The sequence below is a fragment of the Amycolatopsis sp. NPDC001319 genome, assembly GCF_042896185.1.
Taxonomy (GTDB): Bacteria; Actinomycetota; Actinomycetes; order Mycobacteriales; family Pseudonocardiaceae; genus Amycolatopsis.
Genome location: NZ_JBIAWY010000002.1, coordinates 713848 through 737175 on the forward strand (window position 1 = coordinate 713848; position 23328 = coordinate 737175).

3 protein-coding genes are annotated in these 23328 nt (G+C 73.7%); 2 read left to right on the forward strand and 1 reads right to left on the reverse strand.

Features of this window, described 5'->3' with window-relative positions:
- Nucleotides 1-70 precede the first annotated feature (70 nt).
- Complete coding sequence (locus tag ACFY1H_RS09080) at nucleotides 71-1021, forward strand: ATP-binding cassette domain-containing protein (RefSeq protein WP_386945622.1); 951 nt, start codon at nucleotides 71-73, stop codon at nucleotides 1019-1021.
- 17 nt (nucleotides 1022-1038) lie between these two features.
- The gene (locus ACFY1H_RS09085) at nucleotides 1039-1872 is read left to right on the forward strand and encodes an ABC transporter permease (protein ID WP_366582078.1); all 834 of its coding nucleotides are present in this window, start codon (nucleotides 1039-1041) and stop codon (nucleotides 1870-1872) included.
- Nucleotides 1873-2563: 691 nt separating this feature from the next.
- Here ACFY1H_RS09085 and ACFY1H_RS09090 read toward each other — a convergent pair.
- On the reverse strand, nucleotides 2564-23314 hold the full coding sequence (locus ACFY1H_RS09090) for an SDR family NAD(P)-dependent oxidoreductase (RefSeq protein WP_386945624.1): 20751 nt from the start codon (nucleotides 23312-23314) through the stop codon (nucleotides 2564-2566).
- Between the last annotated feature and the right edge of the window lie 14 nt (nucleotides 23315-23328).

The following is a 23328-nucleotide window of genomic DNA, read 5'->3' on the forward strand; positions in this document are numbered from 1 at the left end:
CACCGCCGGCGGCTGTCCGGAAGGACCGAGAAGCTCGCTGCCGGCCCGAGGCGAGCCCCGGAGGGCACGAATGAGCACCGGCGACCCGATGATCGAGGCCACCGGCATCACCAGGACGTTCGGGTCGGTCGACGCGTTGTCCTCGGTGAGCCTGAGCGTCGAGCGCGGCACCGTGCTGGGCCTGCTGGGCCACAACGGCGCGGGCAAGACCACGTTGGTCAACATCCTCACCACCATGCTGCCGGCCAGCTCCGGCACCGCGCGCGTCGCCGGGTTCGACGTCGCGCGCGAAGGCGGTGAGGTCCGCTCCCGCATCGGCCTCACGGGGCAGTTCGCCTCGGTGGACCAAGAGCTCACGGGCCGCGCGAACCTCGTGCTGCTGGCCCGGTTGCTGGGTTCGGCCCGCACGCAGGCGCGGGCGCGCGCCGACGAGCTGCTCGAGGCGTTCAGCCTCACCAAGGCCGCCGACCGCGCGGCGCGCACCTACTCCGGCGGCATGCGCCGGCGGCTCGACCTCGCCGCGAGCCTCGTCGGCCGGCCGGAGGTGATCTTCCTCGACGAGCCGACCACGGGCCTGGACCCGACGAGCCGGCTCAACCTGTGGCAGATCGTCGAGAGCCTGGTCGGCGAGGGCGCGACGGTGCTGCTCACGACCCAGTACCTCGACGAGGCCGACCGCCTCGCCGACATCATCACGGTGCTCTCCGCGGGCGCCGTCGTCGCGTCCGGGACCGCGGCCGAGCTGAAGGCCCAGGTCGGGCAGCGCACGGTCACCGTGCGCCTCGACTGGCTCCGCAGCACCGACCTCGCCTGCGCCGCGCTGCGTGGCGCGGGCCTGCACCCCGCCGTCTCCGAGCCGGGTGTCATCGTCGCGCCCATCGGGTCGTCCCGCGAGATCGCCACCGTCTTCCGCGCCCTCGACGGCGCCGGCATCGAAGCCGACGACGTGGCCCTCGCGGAACCCACGCTCGACGACGTCTACCTGACCCTGGCCGACCAGCACGCTTCGCGCGTCGCCTGAGCTTCCTGGAGTACCCGATGACGTCGACCCTCACCCGCGGCGCACCCACGGCCGCGCCGCCCCGCCCGCGGGGCAGCTCGTTCACCACCCAGGTGGCGGTGCTGACCAGCCGCTCCCTGATGACGTCCGTGCGCGATCCGCAGATGATCCTGTTCAGCCTGCTGCAGCCGGCCGTGCTGCTGTTCATGTTCACGCAGGTGTTCGCCGTCATGGCCACCACGTCGAGCTTCCCGCCCGGCATCACCTACATCGACTACCTGATGCCCGCGATTCTGCTGAACAACGCGGTGCAGCAAGCCATGCAATCCGGCGTCGGCCTGGTGGAAGATTTGAAGAACGGCTTCCTCGCCCGCCTGCGCTCCATGCCCATCCACCGCTCGACACCCTTGGTCGCCCGCAGCTTCGCCGATCTGGCTTACTGCGCCCTGCAACTCGTGGCCCTCCTCGTCGCCGCCGTCGCCGTCTTCGGCTACCGCCCCGGCGGCGGCTTCCTGGGCGGCGTCGTCTCGGTCGCCCTGGCCCTGGTCGTCAGCTACGGCCTCAGCTGGGTCTTCCTCGCCCTCGGCGCCTGGCTGAGGCGGGCCCAGACCATGCAGAACATCAGCATCGTCGCGGTCTTCCCGCTCATGTTCGTCTCCAGCGCCTACGTGCCCCTCGCAGCCCTCCCCGACTGGCTCCGCGCCGTCGCCCAGGCCAACCCCCTGACCTACGCGGTCGACACCATCCGCTCCATCGCCCTCGGCATGCCCGGCGGCGGCTTCTCCGCCGCCGGCACCACCCTGCTCATCAGCGCCGCCCTGGCCGCCGTCGGCGCCTTCGCCGCCAACCACTTCTTCCGCCGCCCCTTCTAACCTCACGGCCGCGCCCTTCCCCACGCCGCCGTGACCGCGCGCGGTGCCCCTCCCTCCGCTCCACTCCGCGCGCTCGGAGCCCCGTCCCAGGTGACCACCCCCTTCACCTGGGCCGGGGCTCTTTCACGCCCACCCACGGCACACCTCGGGCAGGCATTGGCCGCGGTCGGAGTTCGAGCCACGCGGGATGGCCGACGAGGCCAACGAATCGGGGCCCGGCACGCTGGATGAATCGGCATGGCCGGCTAGATCGAATGTGCTTAGCCGGGCCGACGCTTGACTCAGCGCCCTACCTGGCGAGTCAAGCACGCTCGGGCACATCACATGGATCGAACGGCGTGCCACGTCAGGTGAGTCACCGGACCAGGATCGCCAGTCAGCCAGTCACTCAAACCACCCGCCACCCGCCACCACAAACCCACCACCCACCCAGCCAAGCGCGCCCTTGCCCCCACCCAACCACCACCCGGCAACACAACAAACGCTCCCCCAACCCCTCCCCGCAACCTTCCCCCGCCCGGCCCCCCGATTCTTTTCCCCAACACAGTAGAGATCGGCTTGTCAAGGTACTCTTTCCCGCCTTGACAAGCCGATCTCTACTGTCGTGACAATCAAAAATCGGGGTGCCCACCTCCACCACCGACATCCGGCAATGGCGCGCCCCGCGCGCCGAGCCGGACAACTACCTACCTCAACTCAACCCCAACTCATTATCCAACATATCAAACACCTCATCATCCGAAGCCCCCTCAAAATCAAACTCCGAACCAGAACCCCCAGCACCCCCAGCATCCCCAGCCACCTTCCCCCACCGACTCCTCAACACCTCAATCCTCCCGGCAACCTCCTCAACCATCCCCGGCTCAACCACCATCTCCCCCATCACCACCGCAATCCGATCCAACTCCGCCAGCAACGCACCAGCCCCGGCCTCCTCCGGAACCAACCGCTCCCGCAAATACCCCACCAATTCCACCGGCGTCGGATAATCGAACAACAACGTCGCCGGCAACCCCATCTCCACCACAGCCCCGAGCCGATTCCGATACTCGACCGCAGTCAGCGAATCGAACCCCAGACTCTGAAACTCACTCTTCCCCGAAATCTCCCCCGCATCGGCATGCCCCAACACCTCCGCAGCCTGCCGACACACCACCTCGAGCAACACCTCCGTCTGCTCCGCTTCACCGAGCCCACTCAACCGCTCAGCAAGCCGCCCACCACCAGCCACCACAGCCGCCCGCTTCACCGGCACCCGGACGAGCCCACGCATCAACGCCGGCACATCCCCACCAGCCCTGAACACCCCGAACTCAATCCGCGCCGCAACGACCGCAGCAGACGACACCGACAACCCCGCATCCATCAACGCCAGCCCGTCATCAACCGCCAGCATCGGGAACCCGGACCGATTCATCCGCTCGGCCTCATCGGCACCCAACGCACCGACCATCCCGACCTCACTCCACGGCCCCCAAGCCAACGACACCGCCGGCTTCCCCTCGCGCCGCCGCAGCTGCGCCAACGCATCCAGGTACGCGTTCCCCGCCGCATAGTTCCCCTGCCCGGCCCCGCCGAACACCCCGGCCACCGACGAGAACAGCACGAACGCCGACACCTCACCGACCAGCGAATGCAGATTCCACGCCGCGTCCACCTTGGCCCGCAACACCTTCTCCATCCGCTCCGGCGTCAACGACGCGATCACCCCGTCATCGACAACCCCGGCGGCGTGCACGACACCATCCACCGGATACCGCGAGAGCAACTCAGCCAAGGCCGACCGATCCGCCGGATCACACGCCTCCACCAACACCTCGGCCCCGAGCCCGCGAAGCGACTCGACGAGCGCATCAGCACCGGGAGCAGCCGGACCACGCCGGCTCACCAGCACCAGCGACCGCACCCCGTGCTCAACCACGAGATGCCGGGCCACCGCACTCCCGAGCCCACCGGTCCCGCCGGTCACCAGCACCCGGCCACGCCACGAGACGCGCTCCTCCGGCGCGGGCTGCCTCTCCAGCCGAGCCGCCAGCACAGCCCCGTCCCGCACGATCACCTGCGGTTCGCCACCGTCCAGCACCCGGCCCCACGCCTCCGCGGAGACCGGCCCGGAATCCAGATCCACGAGCCCGAAGCGACCCGGGTTCTCCGCCATCGCCGACCGCACCAACCCGTGCGCGGCCGCTGCGGCGAGGTTGTCCCCCTCGACCGCACCACGGCTCACGAACACCACCCGGGTGTCCCCGGTCAACGCCGGCTGCAGTCGCTCCAGCACCGCGTTCGTCACATCGGCCACGGAACCGTCCGGCATCGCCACCACCTCGACCGGCGCGTCGTCCGCCACAGCAACTCCGGCGTCCGAAAGCGACGAAGCAAGAGCAGCATCCGACACCGACACCGACACCGACACCGCGGCCGGCAGCTCTCCACCGGACGTCACCGGCACCCAGCCGACCCGGAACAACGCCGTGTCCTCGATCCCGCTCGGCGCCACGACCCGCGTCCGCAGGTTCGCGATCGACACCACCGGGTTCCCGGCCGGATCGGTCAACGCCACCGCCATCGCATCGGCGCCCCGCGGCGTCAACCGCACCCGCACCGCCGAAGCGCCACCGGCGTGGACCGTCACGCCCTCCCACAGGAAGGGCAGCCCACCACCGTCCTCTTCGGACCCCGCGAGCAGCGAGGCGTGCAGCGACGCGTCCAACAGTGCCGGGTGCACCCCGTACCCACGGCCGTCGACGCCGTCGGGCAGCGTGACCTCGGCGAAGATCTCGTCCTCGGTCCGCCACGCCGCCCGCAGCCCCTGGAACACCGGCCCGTACCCGAACCCGGCGTCCGCGAAGGCCTCGTAACACCCCTCGAGCTCCATCGGCTCGGCCCCGGCCGGCGGCCAGCTCTCGACCGCGGGCGCGGCCGGCTTCGGCGCCACCGCAAGCAGGCCACTCGCGTGCTGCACCCACTCGCTCTCGCCTTCGGGTCGCGAGTGGACGGTCACCGGCCGGCTGCCCGCCGCGTCCGGAGCGCTGACCCGCAGCTGCACCTGCAGCGCGCCTTCCGCCGGCAGGATCAGCGGCGCCGCGAGCGTGAGCTCCTCCACGGTCTCGCACCCGACCTCGGCACCCGCCCGCACGGCGAGCTCCAGCAGGCCCGTGCCCGGCACCAGCACCGCGTCACCGAAGGTGTGGTCGGCCAGCCACGGGTGCGACCGCAGCGAAAGCCGGCTCGTGAACAGCAGCTCCTCACACCCGGCGAGCTCCACCGCCGCACCGAGCAACGGGTGGTCCGGCGCCCCCAGCCCGGCCGCGCGCACGTCCCCGGACGCACCGGCCACCGGGGCCGGCCAGAACCGCTGGTGCTGGAAGGCATACGTCGGCAGGTCCACCTGGTGCGCGCCGCGGAACAGCGGCGCCCAGTCGACTGCGGTGCCGTGGACGTGCAGCACCCCGAGCGCGGTCACCGCAGCCTGTTCCTCGCCCCGGTCCTTGCGCAGGAACGACACCGTCACGGCGTCCTCCGGCACGGAGGCCGCGGCCATCGCGGTGAGCGTGCCGTCGGGACCCAGCTCGAGGAACTTCCGCGCGCCCTGGTCCGCCAGCGCCCGCACGCCGTCGGCGAACCGCACGGCCTCGCGCACATGGCGCACCCAGTAGTCCGCGGAGCACAGCTCGTCGGCCGTCACCGGCGTGCCCGTGAGCGTCGAGACGAACGCGAGCTTCGGCGGGCGGAACGACAACGTCTCCACGACCGCGCGGAACTCGTCGAGCATCGGGTCCATCAACGGCGAGTGGAACGCGTGCGACACGGCCAGGCGCCGGGTCCGGCGGCCGCGCTCGGCGAGCTGCTCGGCCACCGCCGTCACGGCGGCCTCGGCACCGGCGACGACGACCGAGTCCGGACCGTTGATCGCGGCGATCGTCACGCCGTCGGACAGCAGCGGCGCGACCTCGTCCTCGGCCGCCTGCACCGCGACCATCGCCCCTCCGTCCATGCCCCCGCCGCCACTCTCAACGGAGTCGCTGCGCGACGCTTTCCTGCTTCCGGGCAGCGCCTGCATCAGCCGACCGCGTGCAGCGACCAGCGCCGCGGCGTCGGCCAGCGACAGCACCCCGGCCACGTGCGCGGCCGCGATCTCGCCGATCGAGTGGCCCGCGACCAGGTCCGGTGCGACGCCCCACGACTCGGCGAGCCGGAACAACGCCACTTCCAATGCGAACAACGCCGGCTGCGCCCAGCCGGTCTGGTTCAGCTCGGCGTCGTCAGAGCCCCAGACCACGTCCCGCAGCGAGCCGTCGAGGTGCCGGTCCACTTCGGACACCACCTCGTCGAACGCCGCCGCGAACACCGCGAACCGGTCGTACAGCTCGCGGCCCATACCGAGCCGCTGCGCACCCTGGCCCGGGAACAGCACGGCCAGCTTGCCGGTACGCACCGAGCCCGTCACGGCGTTGCCCTCACCGGCCGCGAGGGCGGCCAGCTCGGCGAGCGCCGAGGCCCGGTCCTCGGCCGGGACGACGGCGCGGTGCTCGAACAGCGAGCGCCCGGCCAGCAGCGTCCAGCCGACGTCGGCGGGCGAGAGCGTGTCCTGCTCCGCCAGCGCCGTGTGCAGCCGCGCGGCCTGTGCCCGCAGCGCGGCCGGCGTCCGGGCCGACAGGACCCAGGGCACCAGTCCGTCGCGGGCCGCGTGGTGGCCGGCCGGTTCCGGCTCGTCGTCCAGCTCGGGCACGTGGACTTCGTGCGGCAGCTCGACGATGAGGTGCGCGTTGGTGCCGCTGATGCCGAACGACGAGATCCCCGCGCGGCGCGGACGGTCGGTCTCGGGCCACACCGTCGGCTCGGTCACCAGGCTCACCGCGCCCGCGGTCCAGTCGACGTGCGTCGACGGTTCGGTCACGTGCAGCGTGTGCGGCACCCGCCCGGCCTGCATTGCGAGCACCATCTTGATCACTCCCGCGACACCGGCGGCCGACTGCGTGTGCCCGATGTTCGACTTCACGGACCCCAGCAGCAAAGGGGTCTCGCGGTCTTGCCCGTAGGTCGCCAGCAGCGCCTGCGCCTCGATCGGGTCGCCGAGTGTCGTGCCCGTGCCGTGGGCCTCCACCACGTCGACGTCCGCGGTGGACAATCCGCCGCTGGCCAGCGCCTGCCGGATCACGCGCTGCTGCGAAGGCCCGTTGGGCGCGGTGAGGCCATTGGACGCACCGTCCTGGTTGATCGCGGAGCCACGCAGCACGGCGAGCACGTGGTGCCCGTTGCGGACGGCGTCGGACTGGCGCTCCAGCACCAGCACGCCGACGCCCTCGGCCCAGCCGACGCCGTCGGCCGACTCGCTGAACGCCTTGCAGCGCCCGTCCGGCGAAAGGCCGCGCTGGCGCGAGAACTCGACGAACGCCGCCGGCGTCGACATCACCGCGACGCCACCGGCCAGTGCCAGCGAGCACTCCCCGCTGCGCAGCGCCTGAGCCGCCCAGTGCATCGCGACCAGCGACGACGAGCACGCCGTGTCGACCGTGACCGCCGGGCCTTCGAAGCCGAACGTGTAGGAGACTCGGCCCGAGGCCACGCTTCCGGCACTCCCGTGGCCCTGGTAGCCCTCGTACTCCGACGACGACAGCGTCGAGCTGTAGTCGTTGTACATCACGCCGGCGAACACACCGGTCGGCGAACCACGCAGGCCGGCCGGGTCGATCCCCGAACGCTCCAGCGCCTCCCACGAGACTTCGAGCAGCTGGCGCTGCTGGGTGTCCGTGGTCATCGCCTCGCGCGGGCTCATCCCGAAGAAGCCGGGGTCGAACTCGGCCGCGTCGTGCAGGAAGCCGCCCGAGCGCGTGTAGGACGTGCCGAGGTGCTCGGGGTCCGGGTCGTAGAGCGACTCGACGTCCCAGCCGCGGTCGGCGGGGAACTCGGTGATCGCGTCCGCGCCCTCGGTCACGAGCCGCCACAGGTCCTCGGGCGAGGCGACCCCGCCCGGGTAGCGGCAGGCCATGCCGACGATCACGATCGGGTCGTCGGTCAGCGACGGCATCGCCGCCGCCGGCACCGACGTGCCGTCCGCCGAGCCCGCCAGGTCGCCGAACAGCTCCGTCCAAAGGTGCTCGGCCAGGGCGTAGGAGGTCGGGTAGTCGAAGATCAGCGTGGCCGGGAGCCGCAGCCCCGACACGGCGGTGATCCGGTTGCGCAGCTCGACGGCGGTGAGTGAGTCGAACCCGAGGCTCTGGAACGCCCGGGCCGGCTCGACCGCACCCGCGTCGGCGTAGGCGAGCACCCCGGCGACTTCGCGGCGCACGAGGTCGAGCACAGCTTCGCGCCGGTCGGCTTCAGGCAGGCCCAGCAGCTTCTGCACCAGGGTCGCCCCGGCCGCGGCACCGGCGGCGGCGCGGCGCACGGGTGTGCGCACCAGACCCCGCACCAGCGGCGGGATCTCCGGTGCCGCGCGGAAGGCGCCGAGGTCGAGCCGCGCGGGCACGACGACGGGCCGGCCGGTGGCCAGGGCTTCGTCGAACAGCTCGAGGCCCTGTTCACGCTCGAGCGGCGGCAGGCCCGAGTCCTGCATGCGCCGCAGGTCGGCACTCGTGAGCACGCCGGTCATGCCGGAGTCCTGCGCCCACGGGCCCCACGCCAGCGACACCGCCGGCTGCCCCGCGGCCCGCCGATGTTCGGCGAGGGCGTCGAGGAACGTGTTGCCGGCCGCGTAGTTGCCTTGCCCGGCGCCGCCGAAGAGCCCGGCGACGGAGGAGAAGACCACGAACGCGTCGAGGTCGCTCGTGAGCTCGTGCAGGTTCCAGGCCGCGTCGACCTTGGGCCGCAGCACGGTGTCGAAGCGGTCCGGGGTCAGGGATTCGAGCACGCCGTCGTCGAGGACGCCGGCGGTGTGGACCACGGCGGAGACCGGGTGCTCGGCCAAGACCGCGGCGAGCGCGTCGCGGTCGGCGACGTCGCAGGCCACGACCTCGGCACTCGCGCCGGCTTCGGCGAGGGTCTCGACGAATCGCGCCACCCCGGGGGCGTCCGGGCCGCTGCGGCTGAGCAGCAGCAGGTTGCGCACGCCGTGTTCGGTCACGAGGTACTCGGTGAAGATCCGGCCCAGCCCGCCGGTGCCGCCGGTCACGAGGACCGTGCCGTCCGGGTTCCAGGTCACGGGCTCGCCCGCCGAACCCGCACGCGCCAGGCGCGGTGCGAACAACGCACCGTCGCGCACGGCGACCTGCGGTTCGCCCGAAGCGACCGCCTGGGGCACCAGCACGCTGTCGGTGTCGAGGTCCACCAGGCCGAACCGGCCCGGGTGCTCCGACTGCGCCGAGCGCACCAGGCCCCACACGGCGGCGGCCGCCGGGTCGGCGCCGGTCGTGGCGCCGCGGGTGACGAACACGAGCCGGTCGGTCTCGGCGTGGTCCTCGGTCAGCCAGCTCTGCAGACGGGCCAGGACATCGGCCGTCAGCGTCCGCACGGCGGCGGGCACCGGCAGGTCCGGAGTGGACAGTCCGACGAGCGCGACGACCGGGCCGGCCGCCGTGGCCACCACGTCCGTCGGCACGCCCGCCGCGGCGAACGCGTCGGCCAGGCCCAGCCCGTCGTCGTCGAGAATGACGGCCGCGGCGGGCAGCGGGCTCTCGGCTCCGAGCGGCGCCCAGGCCGGTTCGAACAGCGCGTCGGACCCGGCGCTCAGGCCGGTGCCGATTTCGCGCAGCTTGAGGGAGCCGACGGAGGCGACCGGCGCACCGGTCACGTCGGCGAGCTCCAGCGAGATCTCGTCGTCCGCCGCGCGACTCAGCCGCACGCGGACCTCGGCCGCGCCGGCCGCCCGAAGTGTGGTGTCGCGCCAGGAAAACGGGACCACCCCGCGGTCCAGGCCGGCGAACGCCGCCGGGTGCAGGCACGCGTCCAGCAGCGCCGGGTGCAGGCCGAAGGCGGCCGCGGCGTCCGCGGTGTCCTCGGGCAGGACCACCTCGGCGAACACGTCGGCACCGAGCCGCCAGGCCGCGCGCACACCCTGGAACAGCGGGCCGTAGGCGAAGCCGGCCTCGCCGAACTCCTCGTAGAACCCGTCGAGGCCGATCACCTCGGCTCCGGCGGGCGGCCACTCGGTGGCGTCGAACGACGGCGCCGTGACCGGGCCCCCGGCGAGCACACCGGTGGCGTGCTGACGCCAGTCGTCGTGGCCCTCCGGTCGCGAGTGGACGGTCACGGTACGCCGTCCGGTTTCGTCGGCGGCGCCGGTGCGCAGCTGCACCTGCACGGCGCCGTCTGCGGGCAGCACGAGCGGTGCCGCGAGCGTGAGCTCTTCGACGACCGCGCAGCCGACCTCGTCGCCGGCGCGGACGACCAGCTCCAGCAGCGCCGTCCCCGGCACGAGCACCGCGCCGTGCACGGCGTGCTCGGCCAGCCACGGGTGCGACCGCACCGACAGCCGGCTGGTGAACAGCGCGCCCTCGCCGTCGGCGAGCTGCACGGCGGCGCCGAGCAGCGGGTGGCCGGCCGAAGTGAGGCCTGCGGCCCGGACGTCGCCCGAACCCCCGGTGGCCGCGGCGGGCCAGAAACGCCGGTGCTGGAAGGCGTACGTCGGCAGGTCCACCACACGGGCACCGGGGAACAGCGACGCGAAGTCCACGGCCACGCCGCCGACGTGCAGGCGGCTCAGCGCGGTGAGCACCGAGACGTCCTCCGGGCGGTCCTTGCGCAGCAGCGGAACGAGCACGGCCCCTTCGGACACGCTGTCCTGCGCCATCGCGGAGAGCGTGCCGTCCGGTCCCAGCTCGACGAACACGCGGGCACCCTGGTCGGCCAGCGTGCGGATGCCGTCCGCGAACCGCACGGTTTCGCGGACGTGCCGCACCCAGTACTCGGGGTCGGTCAGCTCTTCGGCCGCCACGAGCTCGCCCGTCACCGTCGAGACGAACGGGATCTCCGGCGCGCGGAAGGTCAGTTCGCCCACCACCGCGCGGAAGTAGTCGAGCATCGGGTCCATCAGCGGCGAGTGGAACGCGTGCGACACCCGCAGCCGGCGGGTTTTGCGCCGCCGCGCGGCGAACTCGTCGGCGATCGCGAGCACGGCGCGTTCGGCACCGGCGACGACCACGGAGTTCGGCCCGTTCACCGCGGCGATCGAGACCTGGTCGGTGAGCAGCGGCGTGACCTCGTCCTCACTGGCCTGAATCGAGACCATCGTGCCGCCACGCGGCAGGCCCTGCATGAGCCGGCCGCGCGCGGCGACGAGCACCGCGGCGTCGGCCAGCGACAGGACACCGGCGACGTGGGCGGCCGCGATCTCGCCGATCGAGTGCCCGGCCACCAGCTCCGGACGCACGCCCCACGACTCGACGAGCCGGAACAGCGCCACTTCGAGTGCGAAGATCGCGGGCTGCGCCCAGCCGGTGCGGTCGAGCTGGTCGGCGTCCTCGCCCCAGACGACCGCGCTCAGCGGGCTTTCCAGCTGCCGGTCGAGCTCCGCGACCGCCGCGTCGAAAGCCTTCGCGAACGCCGGGAAGCGGTTGTAGAGCTCGCGGCCCATGCCGAGCCGCTGCGAGCCCTGACCCGTGAACAACGCCGCCGTACGGCCGCCGAGCACCGTGCCCTCGACCGCGCCCGGCTCCCCCGCCGCCAGCGCGGTGAGCGCGGCGACGGCCTGGTCGTGATCCTCGGCGAGCACCACGGCGCGGTGGTCGAACGCGGACCGCGTCGAGGCGAGCGACCAGCCGAGGTCGGCCGGCGACGAGCCCTCGGCCGAGCCGTCGAGGTGCTCCGCGAGCCGCGCCGCCTGGGCGCGCACGGCTTCCGGCGTGCGGCCGGACAGCACCCACGGCACCACCCCGGCGGACGGCGCCGGCTTCGGCACCGCGACGGCGGGCGGCTGCTCGAGGATCACGTGCGCGTTGGTGCCGCTGATGCCGAACGACGACACGCCGGCGCGACGCGGCCTCTCGACCTCGGGCCAGGGGCGCGGCTCGGTGAGCAGCTCGACCGCGCCCTCACTCCAGTCCACGTGGGACGACGGCGCGTCGACGTGCAGGGTCCGCGGCAGCACGCCGTGGCTCATCGCCTGCACCATCTTGATCACGCCCGCCACGCCGGCCGCGGCCTGTGTGTGGCCGATGTTCGACTTGATCGACCCCAGCAGCAGCGGGGTTTCGCGGTCACGGCCGTAGGTCGCCAGCAGAGCCTGGGCCTCGATCGGGTCGCCCAGCGTCGTGCCGGTGCCGTGCGCTTCGACGGCGTCGACGTCCGCAGTGGACAGTCGGCCGCTGGCCAGCGCCTGGCGGATCACGCGCTGCTGCGCGGGCCCGTTGGGTGCGGTGAGGCCGTTGGACGCGCCGTCGGAGTTGATCGCGGAGCCGCGGACCACGGCGAGCACACGGTGGCCGTTGCGCAGCGCGTCGGACTGGCGTTCCAGCACCAGCATGCCCACGCCTTCACCCCAGCCGGTGCCGTCGGCGCCCTCGGCGAAGGACTTGCAGCGGCCGTCGGCGGCGAGGCCGCGCTGGCGGGAGAACTCGATGAACGTGCCCGGTGTGGACATCACCGTGACGCCGCCGGCCAGCGCGAGCGAGCACTCGCCCGCCCGCAGGGCCTGGGCCGCGAGGTGCAGGCCGACCAGCGACGACGAGCACGCGGTGTCGATCGTCATCGCGGGACCTTCGAAGCCGAACGTGTAGGACACGCGGCCGGACGCGATGCTGCCCGCGCTGCCGCTGCCCTGGTAACCCTCGTACTCCGCGTCGGACAGCAGGCTCGAGTAATCGCTGTACATCACGCCGGCGAACACACCCGTCGGCGAACCACGCAGGCCCGCCGGGTCGATCCCGGCGCGTTCCAGGGCCTCCCACGAGGTTTCCAGCAGCAGGCGCTGCTGCGAGTCGGTGGTCAGCGCCTCGCGGGGGCTCAGGCCGAAAAACTCCGGGTCGAAGGCGGGGGCGTCGTGCAGGAACGCGCCGAAGCGCGTGGTCGTGGTGCCCGGCCGGTCGGGGTCGGCGTCGTACAGCGAGTCGACGTCCCAGCCGCGGTCGTTCGGGAACTCCGTGATCGCGTCGACGCCCTCGGACACCAGGCGCCACAGGTCTTCCGGCGACGACACGCCACCCGGGTAGCGGCAGCTCATGCCGACGATCACGATCGGGTCGTCGCTCACGACCTGCCCGGTCACGGCGGGCACGGCTTCGTCGAGTTCAGTGCCGAACAGCTCGTCGAGCACGAACGCGGCGAGCGCCTCGACCGTCGGGTGGTCGAACACCGCCGTGGCCGGCAGCCGCAGTCCGGTGACGGCGGAGACACGGTTGCGCAGCTCCACCGCCGTCAGCGAGTCGAAGCCGAGCTCGGAGAACGCGCGGGTCGCCTCCACGGCGCTCGCGTCGGCGTGGGCGAGCACGACGGCGACCTGCCCGCGGACGAGGTCCACCAGTTCGCGCCTGCGTGCGGCGCCGTCGAGCCCGGTGAGCCGCTGGGCCAGCGCACCCGCGGTCGCGGCCCCACCGGCGGCGGCGCGGCGGGCCCGGGTGCGGACGAGCCCGCGCAGCACCGGCGGGATCTCGCCGGCCTGCCGCAGGGCGGCCAGGTCCAGCCGGGCGGTGACCACGGCGGCGTCGTCCGCGGCGACACCGGCGTCGAACAGCGCCAGCCCCTGCTCGCGGGTGAGCGCCGGCATGCCCGAGCGGGCCATGCGCCGCATCTCGGCCTCGGTCAGCGCACCGGTCATACCGGCCGCCTGGGCCCACGGGCCCCACGCCAGCGACACGGCGGGCAGCCCGGCCGCGCGGCGGTGTTCGGCCAGCGCGTCGAGGAACGCGTTGCCGGCCGCGTAGTTGCCCTGCCCCGCCCCGCCGAAGGTGCCCGACAGCGAGGAGAAGAGCACGAACGCGTCGAGGTCTCCGGCGAGCTCGTGGAGGTTCCACGCGGCGTCGACCTTGGGGCGCAGCACGGTCGTCATGCGCTCGGGCGTCAGCGCGTCGAGCACGCCGTCGTCGAGGACACCGGCGGCGTGGACCACCGCCGAAACCGGGTGCTCGGCGAGCACGGCGGCGAGGGCTTCGCGGTCGGCGGCGTCGCAGGCGACCACAGTCGCGTCGGCGCCGTGCGTCGCGAGTTCCGCGACCAGTTCGACGACCCCGGCGGCCTCGCCACCGCGGCGGCTGAGCAGCAGCAGCTTCCGCACGCCGTGCTGGGTCACGAGATGCTCGGCGATGATGCGGCCCAGGCCGCCCGTGCCGCCGGTGATCAGCACGGTACCGCCGGGGTTCCAGGTCACCGGGTCGGCGGGCGCGGCGCGTTCGAGTCGGGCCGAGGTCACGGCGCCGGCGCGGATCGCCACCTGTGGTTCGGTGGTGCCCAGCGCGGCGGCGAGCAACGTGGTGTCGTCGTCGGTGAGGTCGACCAGACCGAAGCGGCCCGGGTGCTCGACGTCGGCCGCGCGCACCAGCCCCCACACGGCGCCGGCCGCCACGTCTTCGCCGGTCGTGGCGCCGCGCGTCACGAAAACCAGGCGCGCCGCGGAGAACCGCTCCTCGGCAAGCCACTGCTGCAGCAGCGCCAGTACTTCGGCCGACTCGGCGTGGGCGGCTTCGGGGACGGTGCCGGTGGCGACGCCGGCGTCGACCGGGATCACGACGACGGCGGGCACGGTGTCCACATCGGACAACCGCGCGTACGACGTCACCGCAGTGCAGTGTTCGATCGCGGCCGCCAGACCCAGCGTGTCCGGGCCGACGACGGCGACGTCGCCCGGCACCGCCGGCTCGACCGCGATCGGCGGCCACGCCAGCCGGAACAGCGGATCACGCGATCCCGCGACCGATGCGGTGCCGAGCGCGGAGACCGCGCGCAGCGCGAGGCCGCCGACCGACGCGACGGGTGCCCCGGCCGCGTCGGTCAGGTCGAGTGAGAGCGTGTCGTCACCGGTGCGCGTCAGCCGCGCCCGGACCGTGGCGGCGCCGGACGCGCGCAGCGACACACCGGACCACGAGAACGGCAGCGAGCCGCCTTCGTCGCCGATGCCGAGGTGGCCCGCGGCGTGCAGGACGGCGTCGAGCACGGCCGGGTGCAGGCCGAACTCCGCGGCCGTCTCCTCGGCGCGGCCCTCGGCACCCGGCAGCGTGACCTCGGCGAACACGTCGTCGCCGCGTCGCCACGCGGCGTGCAGGCCCTGGAACGCGGCTCCGTACGCGAACCCGGCCTCGGCGTAGCGCTCGTAGCAGCCGCCGAGGTCGATCGGCTCGGCGCCGGCCGGAGGCCATTCGGCGCTCGAGTAGCCACCGTCGTCGGCCGCGCCGGAGCTGAGCACGCCGGTGGCGTGCAGCGTCCACGCGTCGAGCTCACCTTCGGCTCGCGAGTGGACGGACAGCGCGCGCCCCTCGCCGTCGCCGGGCGCGCCGACGTGGACCTGCAGCTGGACCGCGCCGCGTTCGGGCAGCACCAGCGGGGCCGCGAGCGTGAGCTCGTCCACGTGGTCGCAGCCGACCTCGTCGCCGGCGCGGAACGCCAGTTCGAGGAACGCGGTGCCGGGCAGCAGAACCGTCCCCTGAACCGCGTGCTCGGCCAGCCACGGGTGCGACGCGAGGGAAAGCCGTCCGGTGAAGAGCACGCCGTCGTTTTCGGCCAGCTCGACCGTGCCGTTGAGCAGCGGGTGCTCGGCCGGGCGCAGGCCCACGGCGGCCGCGTCGCCGAGGCCCGGCGTGGCGGCCGGCCAGAACCACTGGTGTTGGAAGGCGTAGGTGGGCAGGTTCACGACGTGCGCGCCGGGGAACACGGCGGTCCAGTCGACCGGCGTGCCGGCAACGTGCAGCCGCGCGATCGCGGCCACGGCGGTGCGCGCCTCGTCGCGGCCCCTGCGCAGCAGCGGGACGAACACCGCGTCGGCGTCCTCCAGCGACTCGCGGACCATGGCCGAGAGCACGCCGTCCGGGCCGACCTCGAAGAACGTGGTGGCACCGAGGTCGGCGAGGGTGCGGACGCCGTCGGAGAACCGGACGGCCTCGCGGACGTGGCGGACCCAGTACTCGGGCGAGCACAGCTCCTCGGCCGTGGCGGCGGCGCCGGTCAGCGTCGAGACGACCGGGATCTTCGGCTCGTGGTAAGTGAGTTCTTCGGCGATCCCACGGAAGGCGCGCAGGATCGGCTGGATCAGCGGCGAGTGGAACGCGTGGCTCACCGGCAGCTCACGCGTGCGGCGGCCTTGCGCGGCGAAGTGCTCGGCCACCGCGGTGACCTCGGCCTCGACGCCGGAAACCACGATCGACGCAGGTCCGTTGATCGCGGCGATCGACACGCCTTCGGTCAGCAGCGGCGTGATCTCTTCCTCGCTCGCGCGGATCGACACCATCGCCCCTCCGCGGGGCAGCGCCTGCATCAACCGGCCGCGGGCGCACACGAGCGCGGCCGCGTCTTCGAGGGTGAAGACCCCGGCCACATGGGCCGCTGCGATCTCCCCGATCGAGTGGCCCGCGACGAAGTCGGGCCGCACACCCCAGGACTCCGCGAGGCGGTAACCCGCGACCTCGACGGCGAACAGGCCCGGCTGGGTCCAGCCGGTCTCGTCGACGGCGGCCGCGTCCTCGCCCCAGATCACGGTCTTCAGCGGTGTGCCCAGGTGCGCGTCGAGCGCGGCGACGGTCTCGTCGAACGCGGCGGCGAACACTGCGAACCGGTGGTAGAGCTCGCGGCCCATGCCGAGCCGCTGCGCGCCCTGGCCGGTGAACAGCATCGCGAGCCGGCCGGTGCGGGCCACCCCCTCCACGGCGTCGGCGTGCGGTTCACCCGCCGCGAGCGCGCCGAGGCCGGCGAGCAGTTCGTCGCGGGTCTCGCCGACCACGGCGGCGCGGTGCTCCAGGCCCGCGCGGGTGGTGGCGAGGCTGAACCCGACGTCGGCGAGCGAGTGCTCCGGCTCGGCCTGCGCCGCGGCGAGCAGCTTGCCCGCCTGGGCGCGGACCGCGTCGGGCGTGCGCCCGGAGACCACCCACGGTACCGGGCCGGTGACCGCCGACGGGGGCCGCTCGGCGACCGGGGCAGCCTGCTCCAGGATCAAGTGCGCGTTGGTGCCGCTGATGCCGAAGGACGAGACACCGGCGCGGCGCGGGCGGTCCGCCTCCGGCCACGCGGTGGTCTCGGCGACCAGCTCGACGTCGCCGGCCGTCCAGTCCACATGCGACGACGGGCCGTCGACGTGCAGGGTCGAGGGCACGAGCCCGGCCCGCATCGCCTGCACCATCTTGATCACACCGGCGACCCCGGCCGCGGCCTGGGTGTGGCCGAGGTTGGACTTGATCGAGCCGAGCAGCAGCGGGGTCTCGCGGCCCTGGCCGTACGTGGCCAGCAGGGCCTGCGCCTCGATCGGGTCGCCCAGGGTCGTGCCGGTGCCGTGGGCCTCCACGACATCGACGTCCTGAGTGGACAGTCGCCCGCTCGCCAGGGCCTGGCGGATCACGCGCTGCTGCGAAGGCCCGTTCGGCGCGGTCAGCCCGTTGGACGCACCGTCCTGGTTGACCGCCGAACCGCGCAGCACCGCGAGGATGTGGTGGCCGTTGCGGACGGCGTCCGACTGGCGTTCGAGCACGACCACGCCGACGCCCTCGGCCCAGCCGACCCCGTCCGCCCCGTCGGCGAACGACTTGCACCGGCCGTCGGCCGACATGCCGCGCTGGCGGGAGAACTCGACGAACAGGTCCGGAGTGGACAGCACGGTCACGCCGCCGGCCAGCGCGAGCGAACATTCCCCGCTGCGCAGCGCCTGCGCCGCCCAGTGCATCGCGACCAGCGAGGAGGAGCACGCGGTGTCGACCGTGACGGCCGGTCCTTCGAAGCCGAACGTGTAGGACACGCGACCGGAGACGACGCTCGGCGAGCTGCCGTTGCCGCGGAAGCCTTCGAACTCGCGGCCGCCGAGCAGGGTGCCGTAGTCGTTGTACATCACGCCGGCGAACACCCCGGTCGGCGAACCACGCAGACCGGCCGGGTCGATGCCCGAGCGCTCCAGCGCCTCCCACGAGACCTCCAGCAGCAGGCGCTGCTGCGAGTCCGTGGCGAGGGCCTCGCGGGGGCTCATGCCGAAGAACGCGGGGTCGAACTCGCCGGCGTCGTGCAGGAAGCCGCCCGAACGCGTGTACGAGGTGCCGGCGTGGTCGGGGTCCGGGTCGTAGAGCGCGTCGAGGTCCCAGCCGCGGTTCTCCGGGAACGTCGTGATCGCGTCGGTGCCCTCGGCGACGAGCCGCCAGAGGTCCTCGGGTGAGCGCACGCCGCCCGGGTAGCGGCAGCTCATGCCGACGATCACCACGGGGTCGTCGGCCGCGGCGCGGCTCGTGACGGCCGCGGCAGTCACTTCCGGTGTGCTGCCGACGAGTTCGTCGTGCAGGTGCTCGGCGAGCACGGCCGGGGTCGGGTAGTCGAACACGGCGGTCGCGGGCAGCCGCAGGCCGGTGGCGGCGCCGAGGCGGTTGCGCAGCTCCACCGCGGTCAGGGAGTCGAAGCCGAGGTCGCTGAACGCGCGCGCCGGGTCGATCGCGGCGGACCCCGCGTGTCCGAGCACGATCGCGACCTGGGTACGCACGAGGTCGACCAGCTCGCGCAGCCGGTCCGCTGTGGACAGTCCGGACAGGCGCGCGGCGAGTCCGTCGGCCGCGGCCGACGTCGCCACGGCGCGGCGCGACGACGGCCGGACGAGCGCGTGCAGCAGGTGCGGCAGCTCGCCCTGCGCGCGCAGCGCCGGGAGGTCGAGCCGGATCGGGTGCAGCACCGGCGCGCCGGAGGTGACGGCGGCGTCGAACAGCGCCATGCCCTCCTCGGCGGCCAGCTCCGGGATGCCGGAGCCGGAGATGCGGCGCAGGTCGGTTTCCGAGAGCGTCGCGGTCATGCCCGAGGTGCTGGCCCACGGCCCCCACGCCAGGGAGACGGCCGGCAGCCCGGCCGCGCGCCGGTGCTGGGCGAGCGCGTCGAGGAAGGCGTTGCCGGCGGCGTAGTTGCCCTGGCCCGGGCCGCCGAAGGTGCCGGACACCGAGGAGAACAGGACGAGCGCGGTCCGGTCGCCGATCAGCTCGTTCAGGTGCCACGCCGCGTCGACCTTGGGGCGCAGCACCGTGGCCATGCGGTCGGGCGTCAGGGAGCCGAGCACGCCGTCGTCGAGGACGCCGGCGGTGTGGACCACGGCGCTCAGCGGACGGTCGAGCCTGGCCAGCAGGGCGGCCGTGGCTTCGCGGGAGGTCAGATCGGCGGCCTCGATCGTGACGTCGGCGCCGAGCGCGGTCAGCTCGTCGCGGAGTTCGGCGGCGCCGTCGGCCTCGGCACCGCGGCGGCTGACGAGCACCAGGTCCCGGACGTCGTGGCGGGTCACGAGGTGGCGGGCCAGCAGGCTGCCGAGCCCGCCGGTGCCGCCGGTGACGAGGACGGTGCCGTCCCAGTCGTGCGTACCGGCACCGGCTTCGGCGCGGACGAGCCGGCCCGCGAGCGGGATGCCGCCGCGCAGCGCGAGCAGGGGTTCTTCGGAGCCGAGCGCCGCGGCCAGCCCGTCGGTGCTGCCGTCGGGCAGGTCGACCAGGCCGAAGCGGCCGGGATTCTCCGACTGGGCCACGCGCACCAGGCCGTGCACGGCGGCGGCGGCCAGGTCGGCGCCGGTCGTCGCACCGCGGGTGACGACCACGAGGCGGGCGTCGGCGAACCGATCGTCGCCGAGCCACTTCTGCAGCAGGGCCAGCACTTCGGACGTGCGCTCGTGGGTCTCGGCGACGACATCACCCGTGGATTCGGCCACGGGCAGCACCACGACGGACGGCACGGCGGCCAGCTCGTCGAGTCCCTCCGCCACGGCGGCTTCGGGCAGCAGGGTGCCCTCGCCCAGAACCGTGAACGACTCGGGCGCCGGCGGGGCCGAGCGCAGGGGCAGCCAGTCGAGGCGGAACAGCGAGTCGCGGTGAACCGAGCCGGTTTCGGGCCCGGTCGTGATCGCCCGCATCGTGAGCGCCGAGACAGTCGCCACCGGCGCGCCGGTGCCGTCGGCGACGGCGAGCTCCACGCTCTCACCGCGCGGCGACAGCCGCACCCGCAGCGCGGTCGCGCCGGAGGCGTGCAGGGTCACGTCGGCCCACGAGAACGGCATGCCCGGGGGCGCGCCGGTGAACGCCGTGGTCTGCGCGGCCGCGTCGAGCAGCGCCGGGTGCAGGCCGAACTCGCCGGGCTCGACCCCGTCGGGCAGCGCGACGTCGGCGTACACGTCTTCGCCCAGCCGCCAGACGTTGCGCAGGCCCTGGAACACCGACCCGTACGCGAAGCCGCCTTCGGCGAAGGATTCGTAGCAGCCTTCGACGGGCACGGACTCGGCGCCTTCCGGCGGCCACACCGTGGTGTCGAACTCGGCGGGCGCGCCCGCGGCTTCGACGAGGAAGCCCGACGCGTGCTGCGTCCAGGCTTCGCCGACGGCGCCATCGGCCCGGCTGTGCACGCTCACCGCGCGGCGGCCCGTCTCGTCCGGGGCGCCGACGCGCAGCTGCAGCCGCACCGCGCCTTCCGCGGGCACGACGAGCGGCGCGGCGAGCGTCAGCTCCTCGACGCGGTCGCAGCCGACCTCGTCGCCGACGCGCACGGCCAGCTCCACGAACGCGGTGCCGGGGAAGATCGCGCGCCCGCCCACCGCGTGGTCGGCCAGCCACGGGTGCGAACGCAGCGAAAGCCGGCTGGTGAACAGCAGACCCGCACCGTCGGCCAGCTCGACCGCGGCCCCGAGCAGCGGGTGCCCCGGCGCCTCCAGGCCGGCGGCGGTCACGTCGCCCGCGCCGTCCCCGGAGCTGAGCCAGAAGCGTTCGTGCTGGAACGCGTACGTCGGCAGGTCGGTGCGGTGCGCGCCGGGGAACAGCGCGGCCCAGTCGACCGGGACGCCGCGGGTGTGGAGGGTGGCCAGCGCCGTGAGGGCGGTGGTCTCCTCCGCGCGGTCCTTGCGCAGCAGCGGAACCAGCAGCGCGCCGGCGGGCACGGAGTCCTGCGCCATCGCGGACAGCACCCCGTCCGGCCCGGCCTCCAGGAACTTGCGGACGCCGAGCGCGCCCAGCGCGGTGACGCCGTCGGCGAACCGGACGGTGCCACGCACGTGGCGCACCCAGTACTCGGGTGTGGCGAGCTCGTCGGCCGAGGCGAGCGCGCCGGTCAGCGTAGAGACGAACGGGATCTCGGGAGCGTGAAAGTTCAGGCCTTCGATCGCCGCGCGGAAGTCGCCGAGCATCGGGTCCATCAACGGCGAGTGGAACGCGTGCGAGACGGCCAGGCGCTTGGTCTTGCGTCCATCTGCAGCGAACCGCTCGGCCAGCGCGAGCGCGGCGCCCTCGGGACCGGCGACCACCACCGAAGCCGGCCCGTTGACGGCGGCGAGCGCCAGGTCCCCGGTCAGGAGCGGGGCGACCTCGTCCTCGGCCGCCTGGATCGACACCATCGCGCCACCGGCGGGCAGAGCCTGCATGAGCCGGCCGCGGGCGGCGACCAGCGCGGCGGCGTCGGCCAGCGACAGGACGCCGGCGACGTGAGCTGCGGCGATCTCGCCGATGGAGTGGCCCGCCACGAAGTCGGGCACGATGCCCCACGACTCGGCGAGCCGGAACAGCGCGACCTCGAGCGCGAACAAGGCGGGCTGGGCCCAGCCGGTCTCGTCGATCGCGGCTTCGTCGGCGCCCCAGACCACCTCGCGCAGCGAGCCGTCGAGGTGACTGTCCACTGCGGACACGGCCTCGTCGAACGCGGCCGCGAACACGGGGAAACTCGCGTGCAGCTCACGGCCCATGCCGAGCCGCTGGGCGCCCTGGCCGGTGAACAGCACCGCGAGGCGGCCCGCCAGCACGGACCCTTCGACCGCGGCGGGCTCCCCGTCGGCCAGCGCCGCCACCGCGGACAGCGCGGCCTCGCGGTCGGTCGCGAGCACCGCGGCCCGGTGCGGCAGGTGCGCCCGTGCGGTCGCCAGCGTGAACCCGACGTCGGCCAGCGTGGCGTCGTCCGCCAGGCCGTCGCGCAGCCGTGCGGCCTGCGCCCGCAACGCCTCGGGCGTACGAGCCGACAGCACCCACGGGACCGTGGCCGGCCCGGTGTAGCTCTCCTCGGGCTCGTCGGCCGGCGGCGCCTGCTCGACGATCACGTGCGCGTTGGTCCCGCTGATGCCGAACGCGGACACCCCCGCCCGGCGCGCGCGGCCGGTCTCGGGCCACGGCGTGTGCTCGGTGACCAGCTCGACGTCGCCCGCCGTCCAGTCGACGTGTGACGAGGGCGCGTCGACGTTCAGCGTCTTCGGCACCAGGCCGTGCTGGATCGCCTGCACGACCTTGATCACGCCCGCGACCCCGGCCGCGGCGTTGGTGTGGCCGATGTTCGACTTCACCGAGCCCAGCAGCAGCGGCCGTTCGCGCCGGCGGCCATAGGTGGCGAGCAGGGCCTGCGCCTCGATCGGGTCGCCCAGCGCCGTGCCGGTGCCGTGGGCCTCGACGGCGTCGACGTCCGAGGTGGACAGCCGCGCGTTCTCCAGCGCGGCGTGGATCACGCGTTGCTGCGACGGGCCGTTGGGCGCCGACAGACCGCTCGACGCACCGTCCTGGTTGATCGCGCTGCCGCGGACCACGGCGAGCACCGGGTGCCCCAGCCGGCGCGCGTCGGAAAGCCGTTCCAGCACGAGGATCCCGGCGCCTTCACCCCACGCCGTGCCGTCGGCGGCGTCGGCGAACGCCTTCACCCGGGAGTCGGGCGCGAGGCCGCGCTGGCGGGCGAACTCCACGAACAGGTCCGGCACCGGCAGCACCGTGACGCCGCCGGCCAGGGCGAGCGAGCACTCCCCCGCCCGCAGTGCCTGCGCCGCCCAGTGCAGTGCGACGAGCGAGGACGAGCACGCCGTGTCGACGGTGACCGCCGGGCCTTCGAGGCCCAGCAGGTAGGAGATGCGGCCGGAGACGACGCTGGTCGCGTTGCCCGTGAGCAGGTGCCCGTCACCGCCTTCACCACCGCTGATGCTGGAGGCGTAACTGGTGTTGAAGGCGCCGACGTAGACGCCGGTGCTGCTGCCGCGCAACGAGTTCGGCGCGACACCGGCGCGCTCGAAGGCCTCCCAGGCCGACTCCAGCAGGAGCCGCTGCTGCGGGTCCATCGCCTGCGCCTCACGCGGCGAGATCCCGAAGAACTCGGCATCGAACTCGGCGGCGCCCGTGAGGAACCCGCCCTCGCGCACGTAGGTCTTGCCGGGCTTGTCGGGGTCGGGGTCGTACAGCCCGTCGACGTCCCAGCCGCGGTCGACGGGGAAGCCGGTCATCGCGTCGCCGCCGTCGAGGAGCAGCTGCCACAGCTTCTCCGGCGTGTCGGCCCCGCCGCCGAAGCGGCAGGCCATGCTCACGATCGCGATGGGCTCGCTGCCCTTCGCCTCGACCGCCTGCAGCCGCTGGCGCGTCTGCTGCAGGTCGGTGGTGACGCGCTTCAGGTATTCCCGAAGCTTGTCCTCGGTGCTGGTCATGGCGCGAAAACCTC